The 21,327-nt window shown below is 62.6% G+C and carries 18 protein-coding genes; 8 read left to right on the forward strand and 10 right to left on the reverse strand.

All coding sequences use genetic code 11. The features are described 5' to 3' along the window. Window positions 1-237: 237 nt before the first annotated feature. Window positions 238-4,191, forward strand: coding sequence for a trifunctional transcriptional regulator/proline dehydrogenase/L-glutamate gamma-semialdehyde dehydrogenase (putA, locus tag AB1286_RS11680; protein WP_430363436.1), 3,954 nt, complete (start codon window positions 238-240; stop codon window positions 4,189-4,191). A gap of 85 nt (window positions 4,192-4,276) precedes the next feature. Next, window positions 4,277-5,425 (forward strand): branched-chain amino acid ABC transporter substrate-binding protein, encoded by a 1,149-nt coding sequence (locus tag AB1286_RS11685; protein ID WP_430363437.1) that lies wholly within the window; start codon window positions 4,277-4,279, stop codon window positions 5,423-5,425. Between the two features lie 128 nt (window positions 5,426-5,553). Here AB1286_RS11685 and cadR read toward each other — a convergent pair whose 3' ends face one another. Next, the gene (cadR, locus tag AB1286_RS11690) at window positions 5,554-5,985 is read right to left on the reverse strand and encodes a Cd(II)/Pb(II)-responsive transcriptional regulator (protein WP_430363438.1); all 432 of its coding nucleotides are present in this window, start codon (window positions 5,983-5,985) and stop codon (window positions 5,554-5,556) included. A gap of 84 nt (window positions 5,986-6,069) precedes the next feature. On the opposite strand from cadR, the gene AB1286_RS11695 reads away from it, so the two are divergent. Beyond that, window positions 6,070-8,523: a heavy metal translocating P-type ATPase gene (locus AB1286_RS11695; RefSeq protein WP_430363439.1), complete on the forward strand. Its 2,454-nt coding sequence runs from the start codon at window positions 6,070-6,072 to the stop codon at window positions 8,521-8,523. Window positions 8,524-8,556: 33 nt separating this feature from the next. Here the strand turns inward: AB1286_RS11695 and AB1286_RS11700 are convergent, their stop codons facing one another. Together AB1286_RS11700 and AB1286_RS11705 are read right to left on the reverse strand one after the other, a co-directional pair. Then, window positions 8,557-8,757: a hypothetical protein gene (locus AB1286_RS11700; RefSeq protein ID WP_430363440.1), complete on the reverse strand. Its 201-nt coding sequence runs from the start codon at window positions 8,755-8,757 to the stop codon at window positions 8,557-8,559. Window positions 8,758-8,759: 2 nt separating this feature from the next. Further along, window positions 8,760-8,960: a hypothetical protein gene (locus AB1286_RS11705; protein WP_430363441.1), complete on the reverse strand. Its 201-nt coding sequence runs from the start codon at window positions 8,958-8,960 to the stop codon at window positions 8,760-8,762. 507 nt (window positions 8,961-9,467) lie between these two features. On the opposite strand from AB1286_RS11705, the gene AB1286_RS11710 reads away from it, so the two are divergent. Then, on the forward strand, window positions 9,468-9,794 hold the full coding sequence (locus AB1286_RS11710; RefSeq protein WP_430363442.1) for a hypothetical protein: 327 nt from the start codon (window positions 9,468-9,470) through the stop codon (window positions 9,792-9,794). Between the two features lie 3 nt (window positions 9,795-9,797). Here the strand turns inward: AB1286_RS11710 and AB1286_RS11715 are convergent, their stop codons facing one another. Further along, window positions 9,798-10,844: a S1C family serine protease gene (locus AB1286_RS11715; protein WP_430363443.1), complete on the reverse strand. Its 1,047-nt coding sequence runs from the start codon at window positions 10,842-10,844 to the stop codon at window positions 9,798-9,800. A gap of 229 nt (window positions 10,845-11,073) precedes the next feature. Between AB1286_RS11715 and AB1286_RS11720 the strand changes: the two genes are divergently transcribed. Continuing rightward, a complete protein-coding gene (locus AB1286_RS11720; RefSeq protein ID WP_430363444.1) occupies window positions 11,074-12,282 on the forward strand; it encodes a Fic family protein in 1,209 nt (402 codons plus the stop codon). 51 nt (window positions 12,283-12,333) lie between these two features. Here AB1286_RS11720 and AB1286_RS11725 read toward each other — a convergent pair whose 3' ends face one another. Both AB1286_RS11725 and mnmE read right to left on the reverse strand, forming a co-directional pair. Further along, window positions 12,334-12,654, reverse strand: coding sequence for a DUF3761 domain-containing protein (locus AB1286_RS11725; protein ID WP_430363445.1), 321 nt, complete (start codon window positions 12,652-12,654; stop codon window positions 12,334-12,336). Window positions 12,655-12,717: 63 nt separating this feature from the next. Further along, the gene (gene mnmE, locus AB1286_RS11730; protein WP_430363446.1) at window positions 12,718-14,121 is read right to left on the reverse strand and encodes a tRNA uridine-5-carboxymethylaminomethyl(34) synthesis GTPase MnmE; all 1,404 of its coding nucleotides are present in this window, start codon (window positions 14,119-14,121) and stop codon (window positions 12,718-12,720) included. Window positions 14,122-14,489: 368 nt separating this feature from the next. Between mnmE and AB1286_RS11735 the strand changes: the two genes are divergently transcribed. Then, window positions 14,490-14,912 carry a transcriptional regulator gene (locus AB1286_RS11735; RefSeq protein WP_430363447.1) on the forward strand — a complete coding sequence of 141 codons (423 nt, stop codon included), beginning with the start codon at window positions 14,490-14,492 and terminating at the stop codon, window positions 14,910-14,912. Window positions 14,913-15,054: 142 nt separating this feature from the next. Here AB1286_RS11735 and yidC read toward each other — a convergent pair whose 3' ends face one another. The 4 genes from yidC to rpmH form a co-directional block, all read right to left on the reverse strand. Beyond that, window positions 15,055-16,710 (reverse strand): membrane protein insertase YidC, encoded by a 1,656-nt coding sequence (yidC, locus tag AB1286_RS11740; RefSeq protein ID WP_430363448.1) that lies wholly within the window; start codon window positions 16,708-16,710, stop codon window positions 15,055-15,057. 30 nt (window positions 16,711-16,740) lie between these two features. After that, on the reverse strand, window positions 16,741-16,971 hold the full coding sequence (yidD, locus tag AB1286_RS11745) for a membrane protein insertion efficiency factor YidD (RefSeq protein WP_277430872.1): 231 nt from the start codon (window positions 16,969-16,971) through the stop codon (window positions 16,741-16,743). Window positions 16,972-17,051: 80 nt separating this feature from the next. Then, a complete protein-coding gene (gene rnpA, locus AB1286_RS11750) occupies window positions 17,052-17,471 on the reverse strand; it encodes a ribonuclease P protein component (RefSeq protein WP_430363449.1) in 420 nt (139 codons plus the stop codon). Window positions 17,472-17,559: 88 nt separating this feature from the next. Continuing rightward, the gene (gene rpmH / locus AB1286_RS11755) at window positions 17,560-17,694 is read right to left on the reverse strand and encodes a 50S ribosomal protein L34 (protein ID WP_004198824.1); all 135 of its coding nucleotides are present in this window, start codon (window positions 17,692-17,694) and stop codon (window positions 17,560-17,562) included. Window positions 17,695-18,158: 464 nt separating this feature from the next. Between rpmH and dnaA the strand changes: the two genes are divergently transcribed. Together dnaA and dnaN are read left to right on the forward strand one after the other, a co-directional pair. Further along, window positions 18,159-19,784: a chromosomal replication initiator protein DnaA gene (gene dnaA / locus AB1286_RS11760; protein WP_430363450.1), complete on the forward strand. Its 1,626-nt coding sequence runs from the start codon at window positions 18,159-18,161 to the stop codon at window positions 19,782-19,784. A gap of 253 nt (window positions 19,785-20,037) precedes the next feature. Then, window positions 20,038-21,141 (forward strand): DNA polymerase III subunit beta, encoded by a 1,104-nt coding sequence (gene dnaN, locus AB1286_RS11765; RefSeq protein ID WP_430363451.1) that lies wholly within the window; start codon window positions 20,038-20,040, stop codon window positions 21,139-21,141. Window positions 21,142-21,327 lie beyond the last annotated feature (186 nt).

The raw sequence follows: 21,327 nt of genomic DNA on the forward strand, positions 1-21,327 counted from the left end.
TAACGGCATTCCTCAGCCTTGGCGTAGGGCCGATAGAACCTTTTCGCGTCAGGGAAAACACCGAGCGCAACCGGCGCAGCCGGACCCGTGCCGGTTTCCCGGCAACCCTTGTCGGCAAAGGGTTTCAATGGGGTGCAACCGCAACGGGATTTTGGTTGCACCTTTTTATTGGGAGGCGTACGATTCCGCCAACTTTTTAGTCATCGGCCGGCGCAATTGCCGGCGATCGAAGGAATCATGGCCAGTACAACTCTCGGCGTCAAAGTCGACGACCTCCTCCGCACCCGCCTCAAAGAGGCTGCCGCGCGCCTCGAGCGCACCCCCCATTGGCTCATCAAGCAAGCGATCTTCGCGTATCTCGAAAAGATCGAACATGGGCAATTGCCCCCCGAGTTGTCGGGCGTCTCGAGCCTGGGCGATCTCGGCGAGGGTTCCGGCGCGGAGCAGGAGGACGACGGCGCGCCGCATCCGTTCCTCGATTTCGCGCAAAACGTGCAACCGCAGTCGGTGCTGCGCGCGGCGATCACGGCCGCCTACCGCCGGCCCGAGCCCGAGTGCGTACCGTTCCTGATCGGCGAGGCGCGCCTGCCCGAACCGCTGGCGGCGGACGTCGGCAAGATGGCGACGAAGCTCGTCGAGACGCTGCGTGCCAAGCGCACGGGCGGCGGCGTCGAGGGGCTCATTCACGAGTTCTCGCTCTCGAGCCAGGAAGGCGTTGCGCTGATGTGCTTGGCCGAGGCGCTGCTACGTATTCCTGATCGCGCGACGCGCGATGCGCTCATTCGCGACAAGATCAGCAAGGGCGACTGGAAGTCGCACGTCGGCCATGCGCCGTCGCTGTTCGTGAACGCCGCCACCTGGGGGCTCATGATCACGGGCAAGCTCGTGACGACCAACAGCGAAGCGGGCCTTTCGTCGGCCCTGACGCGCTTGATCGGTAAGGGCGGCGAGCCGCTGATCCGCAAGGGCGTGGATATGGCGATGCGCCTCATGGGCGAGCAGTTCGTGACGGGCGAGACGATTTCGGAAGCGCTCGCGAATAGCCGCAAGTACGAAGCGCGAGGCTTCCGCTATTCGTATGACATGCTCGGCGAAGCGGCTACCACCGAGGAAGACGCGCAACGCTACTACGCATCGTACGAGCAAGCGATCCACGCTATCGGCAAGGCTGCCGGCGGCCGCGGCATCTACGAAGGCCCTGGCATCTCCATCAAGCTCTCCGCCTTGCATGCGCGCTACTCGCGCGCTCAACAAGAGCGCACGATGACCGAATTGCTGCCGCGCGTACGCTCGCTTGCCGTGCTCGCGCGCCGCTACGACATCGGCTTGAATATCGACGCCGAGGAAGCCGACCGCCTCGAACTCTCGCTCGACCTGCTCGAAGCCTTGTGTTTCGACGCCGAACTGGCCGGCTGGAACGGGATCGGTTTCGTCGTGCAGGCGTATCAGAAGCGCTGCCCGTTCGTCATCGACTATGTCGTCGATCTGGCGCGCCGCAGCCGTCACCGCATCATGGTGCGTCTCGTGAAGGGCGCCTACTGGGACAGCGAAATCAAGCGCGCCCAGCTTGACGGGCTCGAAGGCTATCCGGTCTACACGCGCAAGGTCTACACGGACGTCTCGTATGTCGCTTGCGCGAAGAAGTTGCTCGGCGCGCCGGACGCGGTGTACCCGCAGTTCGCCACGCACAACGCCTATACGCTTGCGGCCATCTATCACCTCGCGGGTCAGAACTACTATCCCGGACAGTACGAGTTCCAATGCCTGCACGGTATGGGCGAGCCGCTGTACGAGGAAGTGACCGGCCGCGAGAAGCTCAATCGTCCGTGCCGTATCTATGCGCCGGTCGGCACGCACGAAACGCTGCTCGCGTACCTTGTGCGCCGCTTGCTCGAGAACGGCGCGAACACGTCGTTCGTCAATCGCATCGCCGACGAGACGGTGCCCGTCGCCTCGCTCGTCGCCGATCCGGTGGACGAAGCCTCGAAGATCGTGCCGCTCGGCGCCCCGCACGCGAAAATTCCGTTGCCGCGTGATCTCTTCGGTAGCGAGCGCCTGAATTCGATGGGCCTCGATCTCTCGAACGAGCATCGCCTCGCTTCGCTCTCGTCGGCGTTGCTCGCAAGTGCCCATCATCCGTGGCGCGCCGCGCCGATGCTCGAAAGCGGCGAGTTGGCCGCATCGAGCGCCGCGGGTCGCAGCGAGCACGTCGTGCGCAACCCGGCCGACCACCGCGACGTCGTCGGTACCGTCGTCGAAGCGACGCGCGACGACGTGAACGCGGCGTTGGCCGCGGCCGTCGCCAGCGCGCCGATCTGGCAAGCCACGCCCGTTTATGCGCGTGCCGATTGTCTGGCGCGCGCGGCCGATCTGCTCGAAGCGCAGATGCATACCCTCATGGGCCTCATCGTGCGCGAAGCCGGCAAGTCGCTGTCGAACGCGATCGCCGAAATTCGCGAGGCTGTGGATTTCCTGCGCTATTACTCGGCACAGATCCGCGAGGAATTCTCGAACGACACGCATCGTCCGCTGGGCCCCGTGGTCTGTATCAGCCCTTGGAACTTCCCGCTCGCCATCTTCATGGGGCAAGTGGCCGCCGCGCTCGCGGCAGGCAACACCGTGCTCGCCAAGCCCGCCGAGCAAACGCCGTTGATCGCGGCGCAGGCCGTGCGTCTGCTACGCGAAGCCGGCGTGCCGGCAGGCGCCGTGCAGTTGCTGCCCGGCGACGGCGAGACGGTGGGCGCGGCGCTCGTCGGCGATACGCGTACGCGCGCCGTCATGTTCACGGGCTCGACGGAAGTCGCGCGCCTCATCAATAAGACGCTTGCCGATCGCCTCGATCCGGACGGCAAGCCGATTCCGCTGATCGCGGAGACGGGCGGTCAAAACGCGATGATCGTCGATTCGTCGGCCCTCGCGGAGCAAGTCGTCGCGGACGTCATGCAATCGGCCTTCGATTCGGCCGGCCAGCGCTGCTCGGCGCTGCGCGTGCTCTGCCTGCAAGACGACGTCGCCGATCGCACGCTGACGATGCTCAAAGGCGCGATGCACGAGCTCGCGCTCGGCAACCCCGATCGTCTGTCGACCGACGTCGGTCCCGTCATCGACGCCGAAGCCAAGCGCACGATCGACACGCACGTAGCCGCGCTGCGCGAGAAGGGTCGCGCCGTCACGCAACTGCCGCTGGCCGAAGGCTGCGCCCACGGCACGTTCGTGCCGCCGACGCTGATCGAGCTCGACGGTATCGACGAGCTCAAGCGCGAAGTGTTCGGTCCGGTGTTGCACGTGATTCGTTATCGCCGCAGCGGCCTCGACAAGCTGCTCGAGCAAATCCGCGGGACCGGTTACGGTCTCACGCTCGGCATTCATACGCGGATCGACGAAACGATCGCGCATGTCATCTCGCGCGCTCACGTCGGCAACATCTACGTCAACCGGAACGTGATCGGCGCCGTCGTCGGCGTGCAGCCGTTCGGTGGCGAAGGGCTGTCGGGTACCGGGCCGAAGGCCGGCGGCGCGCTCTATCTGCAACGCTTGTTGGCCAAGCGTCCGTCCGGTTTGCCGAAGTCGCTGGCGGCCTCGCTGATCGCCGACGGTGCGAGCGAGCCGGAAAAGAGCGATGCGCCGCTCTCGCCGCGTGCGGCGCTGACGGCACTGCGCGACTGGCTCATCGCCGATCGCCAGCCCGCCATCGCGGCACGTTGCGACGGCTATCTCGCAAATATGCCTGCCGGCGCCACGGCGGTGTTGCCGGGTCCGACGGGCGAGCGCAATACCTATACGCTCGGCGCGCGCGGCACGGTATCCTGCGTGCCTTCCACGGCAAGCGGCGCGCGTGCGCAGTTCGCCGCGGTGCTCGCCACGGGTAACCGGGCGTTGTTCTCGGGGGCGGCCGGCGAGGCGCTCGTCGCGGCATTGCCTGCGCAGTTGAAGGCTTTCGCCGACATGCAAAAGGGCGGCGAGGCACGCGTCGACGCGGTGCTGTTCGAAGGGGATAGCGACGAGTTGCTCGCCCTCGTGCGAGAAGTGGCAAAGCGTCCGGGGCCGATCGTTTCAGTGCAGGGCGTCTCGACGCGCGCGTTGGAAAACGGTGACGAAGACTATGCGCTCGAACGGCTGTTGACGGAGCGCTCCGTCAGCGTGAATACGGCTGCGGCGGGCGGCAATGCAAATTTGATGACGATCGGCTGAGCAACCCTTGTCGATGGATTCAAAAGCGGGAGCGGTGCGGCGACCCCGAAGCCGCTTCCAACTACCTTGGTATCTAGGAGAAGCTATGCAGCACAAAATGAAAACGCTGGCAGGCGCGACGCTCGTTGCGGCAATGTCGCTGGTGGGGACCGCAAACGCACAGCAAGCTGAACAAGTGAAGATCGGTTTCGCCGGCCCGATGACGGGTGCGCAAGCGCACTACGGCACCGATTTCCAAAACGGCGTGAAGCTCGCGATCGCCGACATGAACGCGACGAAGCCCGTCATCGGCGGCAAGCAAGTCGAGTTCGTGCTCGACGCCGCCGACGACCAAGCCGACCCGCGTACGGGTACGACGGTTGCCCAAAAGCTCGTCGATGACGGCATCAAGGGCATGATCGGCCACTTCAACTCGGGCACGACGATCCCGGCATCGCGCATCTACGCGAACGCGGGCATTCCCGAGGTGGCGATGGCGACGGCGCCGGAGTACACGCAACAAGGCTACAAGACGACCTTCCGCATGATGACGTCCGACACGCAGCAAGGGTCGGTCGCGGGCACGTTCGCGGTGAAGAACCTGAACATGAAGAAGATCGCGATCGTCGACGACCGTACGGCCTACGGCCAAGGTTTGGCCGATCAGTTCGCGAAGGCTGCGAAGGCTGCCGGCGCAACGATCGTCGATCGTGAATTCACGAACGACAAGGCCGTCGACTTCAAGGGCATCTTGACGAAGCTGAAGGCTGCCAACGCTGACCTGATCTACTTCGGCGGCGCTGACTCGCAAGCTGCACCGATGGCCAAGCAAATGAAGTCGCTGGCGATCAAGGCTCCGCTGATGGGCGGCGAAATGCTGCACACGCCTGACTTCCTGAAGATCGCCGGCCCCGCTGCCGACGGCACGTACGCATCGCTCGCAGGCCTGCCGCTGTCGGACATGCCCGGCGGTGCTCAGTACGTGGCGAAGTACAAGAAGATGTTCGGCACGGAAGTCGAAACGTACTCGCCGTACGCTTACGACGGCACGATGGCGCTGCTGACGGCCATGAAGAAGGCCAACTCGACGGATCCGGCGAAGTACCTGCCGGTGCTCGCGAAGACGGATATGCCCGGCGTGACGACGACGCACCTCTCGTATGACGAGCACGGCGATCTGAAGAACGGCGGCATCACGATCTACAAGGCCGAAAACGGCGAGTGGAAGCCGCTGCAAAGCGTTGGCGCGAAGTAATCTAGTCGCGCATCGCTAAGCGCAACGCTTCAAGCGCGTTGCGTTCTAAGCCCCGCGGACGAAAGTCCGGCGGGGCTTTGTTTTTTTGATGGTTTGGCGGCGGGCCCGCTGAACTCGCGGCGTGTGGCTCAACCGACGTGCGTTCGCTTGACCGGTGCAGGTTGCGTTTCCATCGCGGACAGCCCGTGCACGATGCCGCACGCATCGACAGTGCGTTCGCCGTTGCATTGCACGCGCAGCTCGATCAGCTGTGCTTTGAGGTGCTCGAGTTCGGCTAGCCGCGTATCGACATGGCCGATGTGGGCATCGAGCAGCGCGTCGATCGATTCGCACCGTTCGGAGTGGCGATCCATCAAGCGCAGCAGCATGCGGATTTCGTCGTGCGTCATATCGAGCGCGCGACAATTGCGAATAAAACGCAAACGCTCGATGTGCTCCGGACCATAGCTCCGGTAATTCGCATCGGTGCGCTCGGCATCCGGCATCAACCCCTCTTTCTCGTAGAAGCGGATCGTTTCGGTCGTGCAATGGGCGGCTTTCGCCAATTCGCCGATTTTCATGGGATGCTCGCTGCGGTCGTGGGTTGACCTTGGAGTGGCTACAAGGTGTTTACTGTACTCCAATGGATTTTCGAGGGATTACCCATGACGCGATCGCATCGCGCACACCAGCCACTCGCCGCCAACGGGCAGCATGACGCTACCGTAGTCAGTGATCGCTCGCATTGCTGCCATGAAGGCGCAGCGCTACCTCATCGGCCTGCGCCATCCGGCGATTGCGGACATGCTCAATCGCATCAGCATCAGCACGAGCACGAGCACGAGCACGAGCACGAGCACGAGCACGAGCACGAGCACGAGCACGAGCACGAGCATGGGGGATGCTGCGCGCACGAGGCGGCTACGCTTGTGCCGCTGCCCGCGTCCGCGAAACGCGCGGACGGTACGGAAACCAGCATCCGCATCATGCAGATGGATTGTCCGACGGAGGAGGCGCTGATACGCGGCAAGCTCGGCGGCATGGCCGCGGTGGCTAGTCTGTCCTTCAACCTCATGCAGCGCACGCTCACGGTCGTCCATGCGCCGGGCGCGGAGCCGGCAATACTCGACGCCATTCGCTCGCTCGGTTTTATACCCGAGCTTCCCGATCCCGCGTCGACCGCGCAGCCGGTCACGGAGCCCGCTCGCCCTTGGTGGCCGCTTGCGTTGGCTGCGACCGCAGCGCTCGTCTCGGAAGCGGCGACGTGGTTCGATCTCTCGCCGTGGCTGGCGGGCGGCCTCGCCGGATTCTCGCTGGCACTGAGCGGCCTTGGCACCTATCGCAAAGGCTGGATCGCGATTCGAAACGGCAATCTGAATATCAACGCCTTGATGAGCATTGCCGTTACTGGGGCGATGGCCTTGCGTCAATGGCCCGAGGCAGCGATGGTGATGGTGCTGTTCGCTCTCGCCGAGCGAATCGAGGCGATGTCGCTCGATCGTGCGCGCAACGCGATCCAATCCTTGATGAAACTGGCGCCCGAGAACGCAACCGTTCAGCGCGGCGACGGTAGCTGGGAAAGCGTCGAAGCGAAGGCGGTGCCGATCGGTGCGCGCGTGCGGGTCGCGCCGGGCGAACGTATCGCGCTTGACGGTGAGATCGTCGTCGGACAATCGAGTGTCAACCAAGCGCCGATCACGGGCGAGAGCTTGCCTGTGGATAAAGGCCCCGGCGACGCCGTGTACGCCGGCACGATCAACGAGGCCGGCTCGTTCGAATTCCGCGTGAGCGCATCGGCCGAGGGCACGACGCTCGCGCGCATCATCCATGCCGTCGAAGAGGCGCAGGGCAATCGCGCACCCACGCAGCGTTTCGTCGATCGTTTCGCGCGCGTCTATACGCCGATCGTGTTCGCCTGTGCGTTGCTCGTGGCCGTTGCCCCGCCCCTGGTGGCAGGCGGCGCATGGCGCGAATGGGTCTACCGTGCGCTCGTGATGCTCGTCATTGCCTGCCCGTGCGCGCTCGTCATCTCGACCCCGGTGACGATCGTGAGCGGGCTGGCCGCCGCTGCGCGTCGCGGGATTCTGATCAAGGGCGGTATTTATCTCGAAGAGGGACGCAAGCTCGCTTGGCTGGCCTTCGACAAGACCGGCACGATTACGACAGGCGCACCGGCACAAACCGACTTCGAACCGCAGGCCGGCGCGTCGTCCAGTGACTGCCGCCGCATGGCGGCCGCCCTCGCGGGGCGGTCCGATCACCCGGTCTCGCGCGCGATTGCCGGCGCCGCCGCGCTCGCGCGCGTGCAGGGCGACGATGAGGGACATGCGCCGGGCGTTGCCGTGGCGGCTGCTTCCGCTTCGGTCGATGGGGTGCCTGCCGTCGATAGCTTCGAGGCTTTGCCGGGGCGAGGCGTGACGGGCAAGATCGACGGGGCGCGCTTTTGGCTCGGCAACGCGCGGCTCGCTCGCGAACGAGGCCTTATGTCCCCCGCCCTTGAGATGCGAACGCAGGAGCTCGAGCAGTTGGGCCGCTCGGTCGTCTTGTTGATGGACGAGGCGGGGGTGCTTGCGCTCTTTGCGGTGGCGGACACCGTCAAACCGACGAGTCGCGCCGCGCTCGCGCAACTGCATGACCTGGGTATTCGCACGGCGATGCTGACCGGCGACAACACGCACACGGCGCGTGCGATCGCCAGAGAGGTTGGCATCGACGATGCACGCGGCGATCAACTGCCCGAAGACAAGCTGCGGGCCATCGAATCGTTGGCGGCCGACGGCAGCGCGGTCGGCATGGTGGGCGATGGGATCAACGATGCGCCCGCACTCGCTCGTGCGCGAATCGGCTTTGCAATGGGAGCCATGGGCAGCGATGCAGCGATCGAGACCGCTGACGTGGCGCTCATGGACGATGACCTGCGCAAGATCGCTGCATTCGTGCGTTTATCGCGTTCGACGTACGCCGTGCTCGTTCAAAACATCGCCTTCGCGCTAGCGATCAAGGGGGTCTTTTTGGCGCTGACGCTCGCGGGGCTCGGAACGATGTGGATGGCCGTGTTTGCCGATACCGGTGCGAGCTTGATCGTCGTCGCGAACGGGCTCAAGCTGCTGCGGCGATAAGCGCAGTCCGCTAAATCGGGCCCGTTCGCGCGGTTAGCGTTCAGGCTGCGCGGGCCATCGCGTGAACGCGAAGATCCAGAGCAAAACGATGCCCACGACCGGAATGATCGAAGCGACGGCCCACCAGCCCGAGAACCCGGCTTTACGCACCGCCGGGATGTAAATGAGGCTCGTGCACAGTGCGAGCAACGCGAAGAGCGGAACGATCCGATACGGCATCCAGTACATGCCCATGTTCAGCTCCTTGAAAAGTCGTTAGCGCGCGTTCTCGGGGCTCGCCATTCGCCGAACGATAGAACGGCGCCGACGATCAGCGTGCCGATCACGGGAATGAGGGCCAGTAGGGAGAGGGCGCCGTGAAAGCCCGCGCGTTGGCAGATACGCCATAGCGGGACGATCACAAGAAGCAAAAAGATCAACGAGAACGGCCGCATCATGGAAGAGCTCCTCGTGGGAAAGCGGGAACGACGATCTAGAGCCGCTCAAACCGCCGACACGTAGCGCGACGGTTGCCGCTCGGAAAATTGTACGCTGCGCGTTCGTGTTAAGCGTACGAAGCCGCGTAGCGAATGCCGAACGACGTGCTGTCATGCCGACGACTCAGGGCGCGCTTTTTGCGCCGATGGGAATGCGTTCCAGCGCGGATGTCGACGACGCCGGTCACCGATGAGCCCCGGGAGCCGTCGATCGACGCCATCCGGATACGATTTCACGCGTCCGGGGGCTAAACCGCCGATAAACGCGGTGCCGACGCATCGATCGGCGCCTGCTTCATCGGATGAATCGCCTAGACTGGAAGCGCCATTCGCCGCTTCGTCGTACGTGACGATACGGAACGATATGCGGCGTCAAGCTTGGCCGACGAGGCGGGCGGATGACGACTGGGGGCAATCGCATTTGGATTGCCGAGGCTCATCGAGGACCGATTCGTGAAGGAGTGGACCATGCTGCAAAGTAGCGAAATTCAAAAGCGGTTTTCTCACATCCAGCAAACGATTAGCGAAGCGACGCGTAGCTGCCAAAGCGCGCAGTCGGTGCCGCAGGACTTGAAGAGTTGCGTCGAGGAACTCGACAAGCAATGTAAAACGGCGCAGTCGGCGATGAAATCGCAGGACGAGAACCAAATGCGCCAATGCATCGACTCCTTGGAGGCCATCGGCGATCGCGCCGAACGTGCTTGCCAGAAGGCGGGCAACGTTGACGGCGAACTCAAGCGTGCCGTGTCGACGATGCATTCCGAGTTGTCGGACCTAAAGCGCCAGTTGCATTGAGGCTTAACCCGAGCGCGTCGATGCCGGTTCGACGGGCGTGACGCGCAAGGTGAGCTTTTGCGTCAATCGTAGTACGGTGATCTCGACGGTACGATCGATCCTCGACGCATCGAGTACGCGTTGTAGCGCGTCGATGCCATCCACGGCCACGCCGTCTATCGCGACGATCGTATCGTCGACACGCAGCCCGCCCGATGCGGCCGGGCTGCCTTTGCCGATTTCCATCACGCGTACCCCGCTCGTCGTCTCGAGACCGAAATAACGCTGCGCTTTGCGCGCGATCGGTACGGCTGTGCCTGCCACGCCGATATACGCGCGCCGGACCCGGCCATGCGCGAACAACTGCATGATGACCCACTTGGCGGTATCGATCGCGGTCGCGAAACAAATCGCCTGAGCCCCAGGGATGATCGCCGTATTCACGCCGATGACTTGTCCGGCCGAATTCACGAGTGGGCCGCCCGAGTTACCGGGATTCAGGGCTGCATCGGTTTGAATCACGTCGTAAATCATGCGGCCGGAGGCCGAGCGCAGCGAGCGTCCGAGTGCGGAGACGACGCCGGTGGTGACCGTCTGCGCGAGTCCGAGCGGGTTACCTACCGCGATCGCGATTTGGCCGACGCGCAGCTTGGACGACTCGCCGAGCTCGGCATGCGGGAGCGGCTCGGCGGAGCCGATCCTCAGTACTGCGAGATCGGTGCTCGGATCGTCGCCGACGAGGGTCGCTTCGTGATGCGAGCCGTCGGCGAGCGTGACGCGAATAGCGGTTGCGCCGTGGACGACGTGGCTGTTGGTAAGCGCATAGCCGTCGGGCGTGAACAAAAAGCCAGAGCCTGTCCCTGCGCGGCGGTCGTTTTTGCCCGGGAGCGTTCGCTCGACGGACACGAAAACGACGGCCTGCTGAACGCGTTCGAGCGCATTGATGACGGTGCGCGAATAGGCATCGAGCAGGGCGTCGTCGCGATCGCTTATGACGTCGTTCGCGGATTCGCCGCCCGGCGCGGCCGGGGTGCGGGCGAAGTCATCGATGAAGGCGGGCCGACTTCCCATGATCGTCGTGCTCCAAGAGGGAGGAGGCGCGAAGATGCGGGGTGGGGACGCGGGTTTTCAAGGGGGGGGCAGGACCCACGACTGCGAAAGGAAGAAGCGATTGTCTCGCAGATTCAAGTTGTGTCAGACGCAGATTCAAGAAAAAATTTTCTTCGAGTCTAAGAAAAACATTATGAGACAATGAGTTGCGAGCTATGATTCAAGTTTTCGCCTGAGTCCGTTCAAGATCATGGGTCCGATTTTCAAGCATCACGATCTGCGCTTGCTGAACCCGTCCTTCGATTCGCCGCTCGTCGATGTGCTGACGGAACTCGAACATCTACGTCGATTAGAGCTGCAAGGGGACGCCCCACCCAGCATCTTCTTTCAGCTTAAGAGTATCTTCCATACGCTGGAGAGCTTGGGATCCGCGCGCATAGAAGGCAATCACACAACACTGGCCGACTACATCGAAAGCAAGGTTGAAGGGCGGCAGGAAGAAAGTGACCCACTGCGAGAGATCGCAAATATCGAAGCCGCGATGAGCTATATCGATGACGTGCTCAATCCTGGCGACGCGATAACGGATCACTTCATACGAGAACTCCACGCGCTGACGGTCAGGGATCTAGAACGCGAGGGTGACCGTACACCTGGGGCATATAGAACGGGGGCGGTCCGCATTGGCCAATCCTCGCATGTGCCGCCGGATGCGTTACTGGTATCCGAATACATGCAGGCGCTGGTGAATTTCATCAACGAGGAGCACCAACCGAAGTACGGGCTGATGAAAGTCGCGCTAGCCCACCATCGATTCGGCTGGGTGCACCCGTTTAGTAACGGGAATGGGCGCGTCGTGCGCCTGCTAACGTATGCGCTGCTCATCAAGTATGGGTTCAACGTCAAAGACGGCGGCCGCGTTCTAAATCCGGTTGCAGTTTTCTGCAACGACCGCGAAAAATACTACGCGATGCTCGGACTAGCGGATGAAGGCACGGACCAAGCGCTGGAGGAGTGGTGCACTTACGTTCTTCAGGGAATCCTGATTGAAATTAGGAAGGTCGATCAGCTAACGAGCTTTACATTTTTGCGCGACAAGATTTTGGGCCCCGCCCTAGACTACGCGCAGGAACGCCAGCTGATAACTAAAATAGAGGCGGCCATGCTCGCGCGCGCGATCAACGCGCGGTCGGTGAAGGCCGCAGATTTTTCCGACATTTTTCTGGGCTTAACGCCAAACCAGCGCACCTACCAGATCAAAAAGCTGGTCGACAGGAAGATGTTGGAGCCGACTGAAAAGGGCGCGAGAGCATATGTTGCTTGCTTCGCTAACAGCTACTTGATCCGCGGGGTCATGAAGGCATTGGCAGAGCACGGATTCATTCCTGCACCGATCGCTCGCGCCACGCCTCGTCAGGCATCGATCGAGTTCGAGGGCGCAGGCGCGATCGATGCATAGCCTCAACAAGGCGCATGCTATCCGAAAGACATCTCGCTTAGCCGCGCCGCCTCACTCCCAGGTCGCTACGCCGCCATGCCGCGAACATGTTCCGGAATGGTGCCGGCTAAAACTATAGGTTCCATCGGCGCATTTGGCGGATGCACCGACCGGTACCTCGCCGGATTTCGTGTTGGACGGCGAATGCACCTGCTCGCCGCCTTTGTTGCGGTAATGCCCGTGTGAGGTCAGTTCCGACTCGTTCGGCTGAGCCCACCCCTTTGGCGAGGTCCGTGCGAAGACGGTAGGCGATGCAAACACCAGCGCAACGAGCGTAGCGGCGGCGAGATGTCGCGCCACGTTAAGCATCGACCGATTCATGCGCTTCCCCATGCCTTCGTGTTTTGCGACGAGTACCGCATTGCAGAGCGGCCTGCTCAGCCTGCTTCTAACTCATCACTTCCCGATACAAAACCGACTAAAGATCACGCCCAACAGATCGTCGGATGTGAACTCCCCGGTGATCGAATTCAATTCTTCCTGCGCGAGCCGAAGCTCTTCGGCGAACAGATCCAGCGATTGCGCACGCTGTTGCGCATGCGCCGCCGCGAGCGCCGTATGTTCCTGCGCCGCGCGCAACGCAATGAGGTGACGCTCACGCGCGAGATAAACGCTCTCCGTCCCGGCTTGCCACCCTGCGATGCGCAGCAGCTCCGCGCGCAGCAACTCGATGCCTTTGCTTTGTTTCGCCGACAATCGGATCTCACAGACTTCGGGTACGCCACCATCCGGCGTATGCCGACTCACGCTCGGCCCGATCGTCGTCAAATCCGTCTTGTTGAGCACGCGCACCACGGGCACGCCGGCCGGGAAACGGCCGGCAATAACGACATCCTCATCCGTCATCCCCGAGCGTGCATCGAGCAAATGCAACACTACGTCGGCACGCTCGATCTCGTTCCACGTGCGAGCGATACCGATTCGCTCGACCTCATCCTCGGTTTCGCGCAGCCCGGCCGTATCGATGACATGCAGCGGAATGCCTTCGATCTGAATCGTCTGCGTAACTTTGTCGCGCGTCGTCCCGGCGATCGGCGTCACGATCGCCAACTCCGCTCCGGCCAGCGCATTGAGCAGCGACGATTTACCAACGTTCGGCTGCCCCGCCAGAACCACCGACAACCCTTCTCGCAGCAAAGCGCCTTGGCGTGCTTCGTCCAAAATGTGATCGAGCCGCGCGCGAATGTGCGCGAGCTTGCCGTGCGCATCGGCGGCTTCGAGAAAGTCGATCTCTTCCTCGGGAAAATCGAGCGTAGCTTCGACGAGCATCCGCAACGCGATCACCTCATCCACGAGCGCATGGATGTCGCGCGAGAACGCGCCGTCGAGCGAACGTCCGGCCGAGCGCGCGGCGGCTTCGGTGCTCGCCTCGATCAAATCGGCGACGGCCTCCGCCTGCGCGAGGTCGAGCTTGTCGTTCAAAAACGCGCGCCGCGTAAATTCGCCCGGCTCGGCCAATCGAAGATTGAACGCTCGGCCCGCCTCGAGGCAGCGTTGAAGCACGAGTTGCAGCACCACCGGCCCACCGTGACCCTGCAACTCGAGCACGTATTCGCCCGTGTACGAATGCGGCGCCGGGAAATTGAGCGCGATACCTCGGTCGAGCACCTCGCCGCCCGCGTCCACGAACGGCACGTAGCTCGCATGGCGCGGGGCAAGCATTTGACCGCAAACGGCATGCATCAACGCGTGCGCAGCGGCCTCTCCGGCTCGCCCGAACGAAACCCGTACGACACCGATTCCGCCCCGTCCGGGAGCGGTGGCAATGGCGACGATCGGATCGGAATCGAGAGGAAGCATGGTCGGAGAGAAGCAATCGAAAGATAGTGCCCGCGTCGAGCGAACAGGCCGGAAGCACCGGCGCATAGATGTCCGGCATTGTAACGTGCCCGTGGATGCGTCTTTCGTCACCCGATTCGCATTGAAGACGCCCCGATACCATAGTTAAGATTTATCTCGTTCGAGATAGTCTAAAATTAAGACGAACCGAGATATGCATGTTGCGCCGAGTCGGCGCATTGCCAAGCGAGAAGCGGGTCTTGGCCTACCGATGGCCTTGCGAGCGCATCCCTGCGCGTATTCCGAACAAATGGTATTTGTGCCTGATCAGGCTAAAGCTGACCCGGCTGGTTGTCTCCTCGATGTGGGCTGGATTGCACAATTTGCCGATGCCAACCGTCGATGAAAAAGCGGCGTTCTCGGAGCGCCTCAAGTTCGCTTTGCAGCGCAGCCCAGAAAAAGTGATGGGCGGGACGCAGCTTGCGCTGCATTTCAATTTGCGCCACCACGGCGAGCATCCGATTTCCCCGCAAACAGCCCATAAGTGGCTGACCGGCCGCACGATTCCCACGCCCGACAAGCTGCAAACGCTGGCGGAATGGTTGCGTGTGGATCTGCATTGGCTGCATTACGGGCCGGCGCCGAATGCCGCGGCGCGCACGACGCCGAAACCCCTTCCGCGCGACGAAAAGTACCCGCTTACGCCTGAGACGATCGAATTGGCGTCGAAGATCGAATCGCTATCGGCGCACCATCGCTATCTCGTACAGGAATTGGTCGAACAGTTTTACGGCGACCGTGCGGAGCGGTAGTCGAGCGGCGTGTGCCCTTTGTTCCTGGTTCAATTCGATTTCCGAATCGCCAAAAAAAATCGCCCGGCATAGACCGGGCGATTTGCTTTTCCGCTGGGCTTGCCGGATCGCGCGGGAATCGCCGCGCGCCGGCATCTAGCGATTAGGCTGCCTTCTTCTTGCTCGCACCCATCACGCGCGTGATGTAGTACTGCTGCGTGATCGACAGGACGTTGTTCACGACGTAGTACAGCACGAGGCCGGCCGGGAAGAAGAAGAACATGACCGAAAACGCGATCGGCATGAACATCATCATCTTGGCCTGGACGGGGTCCGGCGGCGTCGGGTTCAAGCGCGTTTGCAGGAACATCGACACGGCCATCAGCACGGGCAGGATGAAGAACGGGTCTTGCTGCGAGAGGTCGTGAATCCAGAGAATCCACGGCGCGCCGCGCATTTCGACCGACGAGAGCAGCACCCAGTAGAGCGAGATGAACACCGGGATCTGGATGACGATCGGCAAGCAGCCGCCGAACGGGTTCACCTTCTCCGTCTTGTACAACTCCATCAGCGCCGCGTTCATCTTTTGCGGATCGCTCTTGAAGCGTTCGCGCAGCGCTTGCATGCGCGGCGTGATTTCCTTCATGCGCGCCATCGACTTGTAGCTCGCCGCCGACAGCGGGAAGAACACGGCCTTGATCAGCACGGTGAGCAGAACGATCGCCCAGCCCCAGTTGCCCACCACGCCATGGATCTTCTCGAGCAGCCAGAACAGCGGCTTCGCGATGATCGTCACGTAACCGTAGTCCTTCACGAGCTCGAGGCCCGGTGCCACGCCTTCAAGCACGCGCTCTTCTTCGGGACCGGCAAACAGGCGCGCCGATACGTTCGTCGATTGGCCCGGCGCGATCGAGGAGAGCGGCTGCTGCACGCCGATGCGATAGAGCGTCGGGTCGATCTTCTCGACGTAGATGTTGCGCGGTGCGTCTTGCTGCGGAATCCAGGCCGTCGCGAAGTAATGCTGAATCATCGCGATCCAGCCGTTGTTCGCGGAGGTGGCCACATCGACCTTGTTCTTGTCGATGTCGCTGAACGTGATTTTCTGGAAGTGATGCTCGTTCGTGTAGACAGCCGGGCCGAGGAACGTATGCGAGAAGCGCGGCGTTTCGACCGCTTGGCTGTCGCGCACGATTTCCATGTAAAGGCTCGGCTTGACCTTCACGGTACCGACGTTCTCGACCTTCGTATCGACGCCGATGACATAGCTGTCACGCGTGAACGTGTAGGTCTTGACGATCTTCACGCCGCCCTTGACCGGCGATTCGAGCGAGACCGTCAGCGTCTTCTGATCGGGGCCGAGCGCGAGCGGGCCCGGGACCGGCGTGAAGACGTCGTTGTGATTCGGGAAATCGCCGCCGATGAGGCCCGTGCGCGCGAGATACGTATGGCTCGCCGTATGGTCGAACAGCGTGACGTTGAACGGTGCGCCGTTGGCGTTCGCGTTCTTCGTCAGGACGAGCTTTTCGAGCGTACCGCCGCGCGTGTCGATCTCGCCGTCATAGACGTCGGTGCTGAAGTGAATCAACTGCGCTTGCGCCTGCGGCTGAGCCGGCGCCGTTCCGGCGACGGCGGCCGGCGTGCCGGTCGTGGCCGCGGCTTCGGAGCCCGGCGTACCCGAGGCGGGACCCGTGGCCGGCTGCGTGTGCGTCGGGTTCGGGAAGAACATCGACGGGCGTCCGTGATCGCGTTGCCAGTTGTCGAACAGCATGACGGCTGACACGAAGAAGATCGCCCATAGGATGGTGCGTTTGATATCCATGCGTGGTCTCAGAGTCGATGGAGCGGCGTTTCAGCGCTTTTTCGGGGGTGCAGGCGGAACGAGATCGATTCCGCCCGCGGAAAACGGATGGCAGCGGCATAAGCGCTTCACCGCGAGGTAACTCCCGCGCGCGGCGCCATGATACTGGATTGCCTCGCGCGCGTAATCCGAACAAGAGGGATAAAAGCGGCACCGGCTGCCGAGCAGAGGGCTTACGGCAACCTTATACAGACGCAGCAGGGCGATCAGTACCGTTTGCATAGCATCGGGGAACGAGGCCCCCGCCGAGCGGAGCGGCGCGTGAAAGGGATGCGAAAGGGCATCGGCGCACGCATGACGAATCAATTTTGCGCCGAATCGGGCGGTGGCGGTGCCTGGCGCCGCGCAATCTCGCGCGCCACCTTGCCCAGCAGCATCTCGATTTCGGTTCGGCACAACGCTCTCAAAGGCGGCGAGACGGCGCTCGGCATCGCGGCTTTGTCGAAGCGCGTAGACAAGCGCAGCAGCACGTCCCAGCCGTCGAATTGCGCGCGGTGCAGGCGAAAGCTCTCGCGCGCGATCCGTTTCACGAGATTGCGCGTCGCGGCTCGGGCGGCGAATTTCTTACCGACGACGAGCCCAAGCCGGGCCGCTTGGCCAGTCGGCCGTGCGTAGACGACGAAATGCGTCGAGCGGCGCCACGGACGCAAACGAAAAACGGATGAAAATTCATCCGTTTTGAGAAGCCTCGCGGCTTTAGGGAAGGCTGCTGGTGCTTGCAACGGAACCGGGCCCGAGAGGGAAGTGCAGCCCGTGCCGGCAGCCTCCGCGCTAGCGCGGGCGACAGCGACGGCGCGTGTCGCCTTCGACTTAGATGGCCAGACGCTTGCGGCCCTTGGCGCGGCGAGCGTTGATCACTTTGCGGCCGCCGGCGGTCTTCATGCGCACGCGAAAGCCATGGGTGCGCTTGCGGCGCGTGACGGACGGTTGGTAAGTACGTTTCATGTCGATCTCACTTGAGAATGGACCGCGTACGCATCGGCACTAGGTGCGCTTTGGACAACAACGCTTTAGGCAACGACAAACGCTAGGCAATGGGCCGGGGTCGAAAAAAGGGTGTTCGCTTTCGCGGGAACCCGCTATTTAAACCGCTTTTCTCTTGGCCGTCAATACCTTACGTGAACTTGGCGCGTGACGGCGACCGGATTGGGCTGCGGCCGGCCGCGCAAAGGCGAGCGTGCGATCCACGATCCGGCCCTGTGGATAACTTCCTGGGCCTGGGCGTTTGGCGGTAGAATCTCGCCTTACTTCAAGAATCCAGCACGCCGCTCCGCCAGGGCCGGTTCGCCGCAAACGCTTGTGGCGACGGGCCGCGGGGCTCTCTCGCTTTGCCGCGTCGGGTCCTTTCACCGCGCGATGCGTGGAGAGGGCGGCGGCGGGTCGCCGTGCCTTAAAAAGATATCGCCTTGATGAACGAATTCTGGCAACACTGTTCCGCACTGCTGGAGCGTGAGTTGACGCCGCAGCAGTACGTAACGTGGATCAAACCGTTGGCCCCGGTCGCCTTCGACGCTGCCGCGAATACGCTGTCCATCGCCGCGCCGAATCGCTTCAAGCTCGACTGGGTCAAGAGCCAGTTTTCGGGCCGCATCTCCGATCTCGCCCGCGATTTTTGGCAGGCGCCCGTTGAAGTGCAATTCGTCCTCGATCCGAAAGCGGGCATGCGCCCGGCCGTCGGCTCCGCTTCCTCCGTTCCGCTGCCGCGCGTGCCGGCTTCCGCCGCCGCTGCGATGAGCGCGGCCGGGATACCGCTGGAAGGCGGCGCGGGCGCCGGTATGAGCGCGGGGGGCAAAAGCGCCGCCGGCAACGGCTTCGGCGCAAACGCGGGCGCGGGCGCGGGCGCGAACGGCGCCGGCGGGGCTAATGGCGCCCATGGGGCGAACGCCGCGCAAGACGACGCGGCCGATCTCGATTTACCGAGCGTCGACGCGCACGAAGCGGCGGCCGCGCGCCGCACGTGGCGTCCCGGTTCGGGCGCCGCGCCGAGCAGCCCCGAATCCGAATCGATGTACGAGCGCTCGAAGCTCAATCCCGTGCTGACGTTCGACAATTTCGTCACCGGTAAGGCGAACCAATTGGCCCGCGCGGCGGCGATCCAGGTGGCCGACAACCCCGGGATCTCGTATAACCCGCTGTTCCTGTACGGCGGCGTAGGCTTGGGCAAGACGCATTTGATTCACGCGATCGGCAATCAACTGCTGCAAGACAAGGCCGGCGCGCGAATCCGCTACATCCACGCCGAGCAATACGTGTCCGACGTGGTGAAGGCCTATCAGCGCAAGGCGTTCGACGACTTCAAGCGTTACTACCACTCGCTCGACCTGCTGCTGATCGACGATATTCAGTTCTTCTCCGGCAAATCGCGGACGCAGGAAGAGTTCTTCTACGCGTTCGAGGCGCTGGTCGCGAACAAGGCGCAGGTCATCATCACGAGCGATACGTATCCGAAGGAAATCTCGGGGATCGACGACCGCCTCATCTCGCGCTTCGATTCCGGGCTGACGGTGGCGATCGAGCCGCCCGAGCTCGAAATGCGCGTGGCGATCTTGATGCGCAAGGCGCAATCCGAAGGGGTGAGCCTCTCGGAGGACGTCGCCTTCTTCGTGGCGAAGCACCTTCGCTCGAACGTGCGCGAGCTCGAAGGCGCGCTGCGCAAGATCCTCGCGTACTCGAAGTTCCACGGCCGCGAGATCACGATCGAGCTGACCAAGGAAGCGCTCAAGGATCTGTTGACGGTGCAAAACCGCCAGATCTCGGTGGAAAACATCCAGAAGACCGTCGCCGATTTTTACAACATCAAAGTCGCCGATATGTATTCGAAAAAGCGTCCGGCGAACATCGCACGGCCGCGGCAAATCGCCATGTATCTCGCCAAGGAGCTTACGCAGAAGAGCTTGCCCGAGATCGGCGAGCTGTTCGGCGGCCGCGATCACACGACGGTGCTGCACGCCGTGCGCAAGATCGCCGACGAGCGCGGCAAGGACGCCCAACTCAATCACGAACTGCACGTGCTCGAACAGACGCTGAAGGGCTAATCGGCCGACCTGTGCCCTTATTCGCCGCGCGCGCGTCCCCGGCCCCCCGTTTTGGCGGGATCGGACCATTTTTCAGGCACAATATAGGTTTAGCCCCCCGTGCTTCGCAGCGCGAGCGAGGCGGGGATGGAAGCGCGGGAACAACGCGCGGGCAGATGGGCGAAAGCGCGCAGAAAATGCGGGGTATCGGCGCTTTCGTCGAACGAACTGCCGGGTGAGGCGGAGTTTGCCGTCATATCAACGAAGGAACCCTATGCAACTGGTCAAGACCGAACGAGATAACCTCCTAAGGCCGCTGCAAACCGTGAGCGGCATCGTCGAGCGCCGCCACACGTTGCCGATCCTCGCGAACTTGCTGATCACCAAGAACGGCCCGGATGTGTCGTTTCTGTCGACTGACCTCGAGTTGCAAATCACGACCCGCGCGGATTTCGGCGTCGGCGGCGAATCGGTTGCGACGACCGTGGCGGCGCGCAAGCTGCTGGACATCTTGCGGGCGATGCCGGACGGGCAAGTGAGCTTGTCGCTGGCCGACAAGCGTCTCACGGTGCAATCGGGGAAGAGCCGTTTCGCGTTGCAGACGCTGGCGGCGGATGAATTCCCGACCGTGTCGCAAGCGAAGGACTACGGCGCGAGCTTGACCGTCCCGCAAAAGACGTTCCGCCAATTGCTCGGCATGGTGTACTTCGCCATGGCGCAGCAAGACATCCGTTACTACCTGAACGGGATGCTGCTCGTGGTGGACGGCGGCCAGCTGATGGCCGTGGCTACCGACGGTCACCGTCTCGCGTTTTCGTCGATGAAGATCGACGGCGATTTCCCGCGTCAGGAAGTGATCATTCCGCGCAAAACGATTCTCGAGTTGCAGCGTCTGCTCGAGGACATCGACGACACGCTGCGGATCGACATCGCGTCGACGCAGGTGAAGTTCACGTTCGGCCAAGTGGAGCTCGTTTCGAAGTTGGTCGAGGGCAAGTTCCCCGACTTCCAGCGCGTGATTCCGAAGGCGCACAAAAATACGTTCGTGATCGGTCGCGACGAGTTGCAGCGTTCGCTGCAACGCGCGGCGATTTTGACGTCGGATAAGTTCAAGGGCGTGCGCTGCGTGATCGAACCGGGCCAGCTCAAGATCATGTCGACTAACGCCGATCAGGAAGAGGCGCAGGAAGAACTCGAAATCGCCTATCAAGGCGACACGATCGACATGGGCTTCAACGTCACGTACCTGCTCGACGTGCTCGCGAATTTGAAGGTGGACATGCTTCAGGTGAGCGTCGGCGACGCAAGCTCGAGCGCGTTGATCACGATTCCCGAGAACGAGGAATTCAAGTACGTCGTTATGCCGATGCGTATCTAACGCGAAGCGAGAACGAGACGAAACCAAGGGGCGCAGCGCCCCTTTGGCGTTTCTAAAAGGGCGAGCGAAAGTGAGCCGCCCGCCGCCGGCCCCCGCCGAAAGTGCAAGAAAACCAGCGCCGCTGCCTGGCTTTTCTGGGGCGTTCGACGTATCGCGCGGCGCAACCGCAGTGAATGCAGAACCGGA

Source organism: Trinickia sp. NRRL B-1857, from assembly GCF_050470685.1.
Taxonomy (GTDB): Bacteria; Pseudomonadota; Gammaproteobacteria; order Burkholderiales; family Burkholderiaceae; genus Trinickia.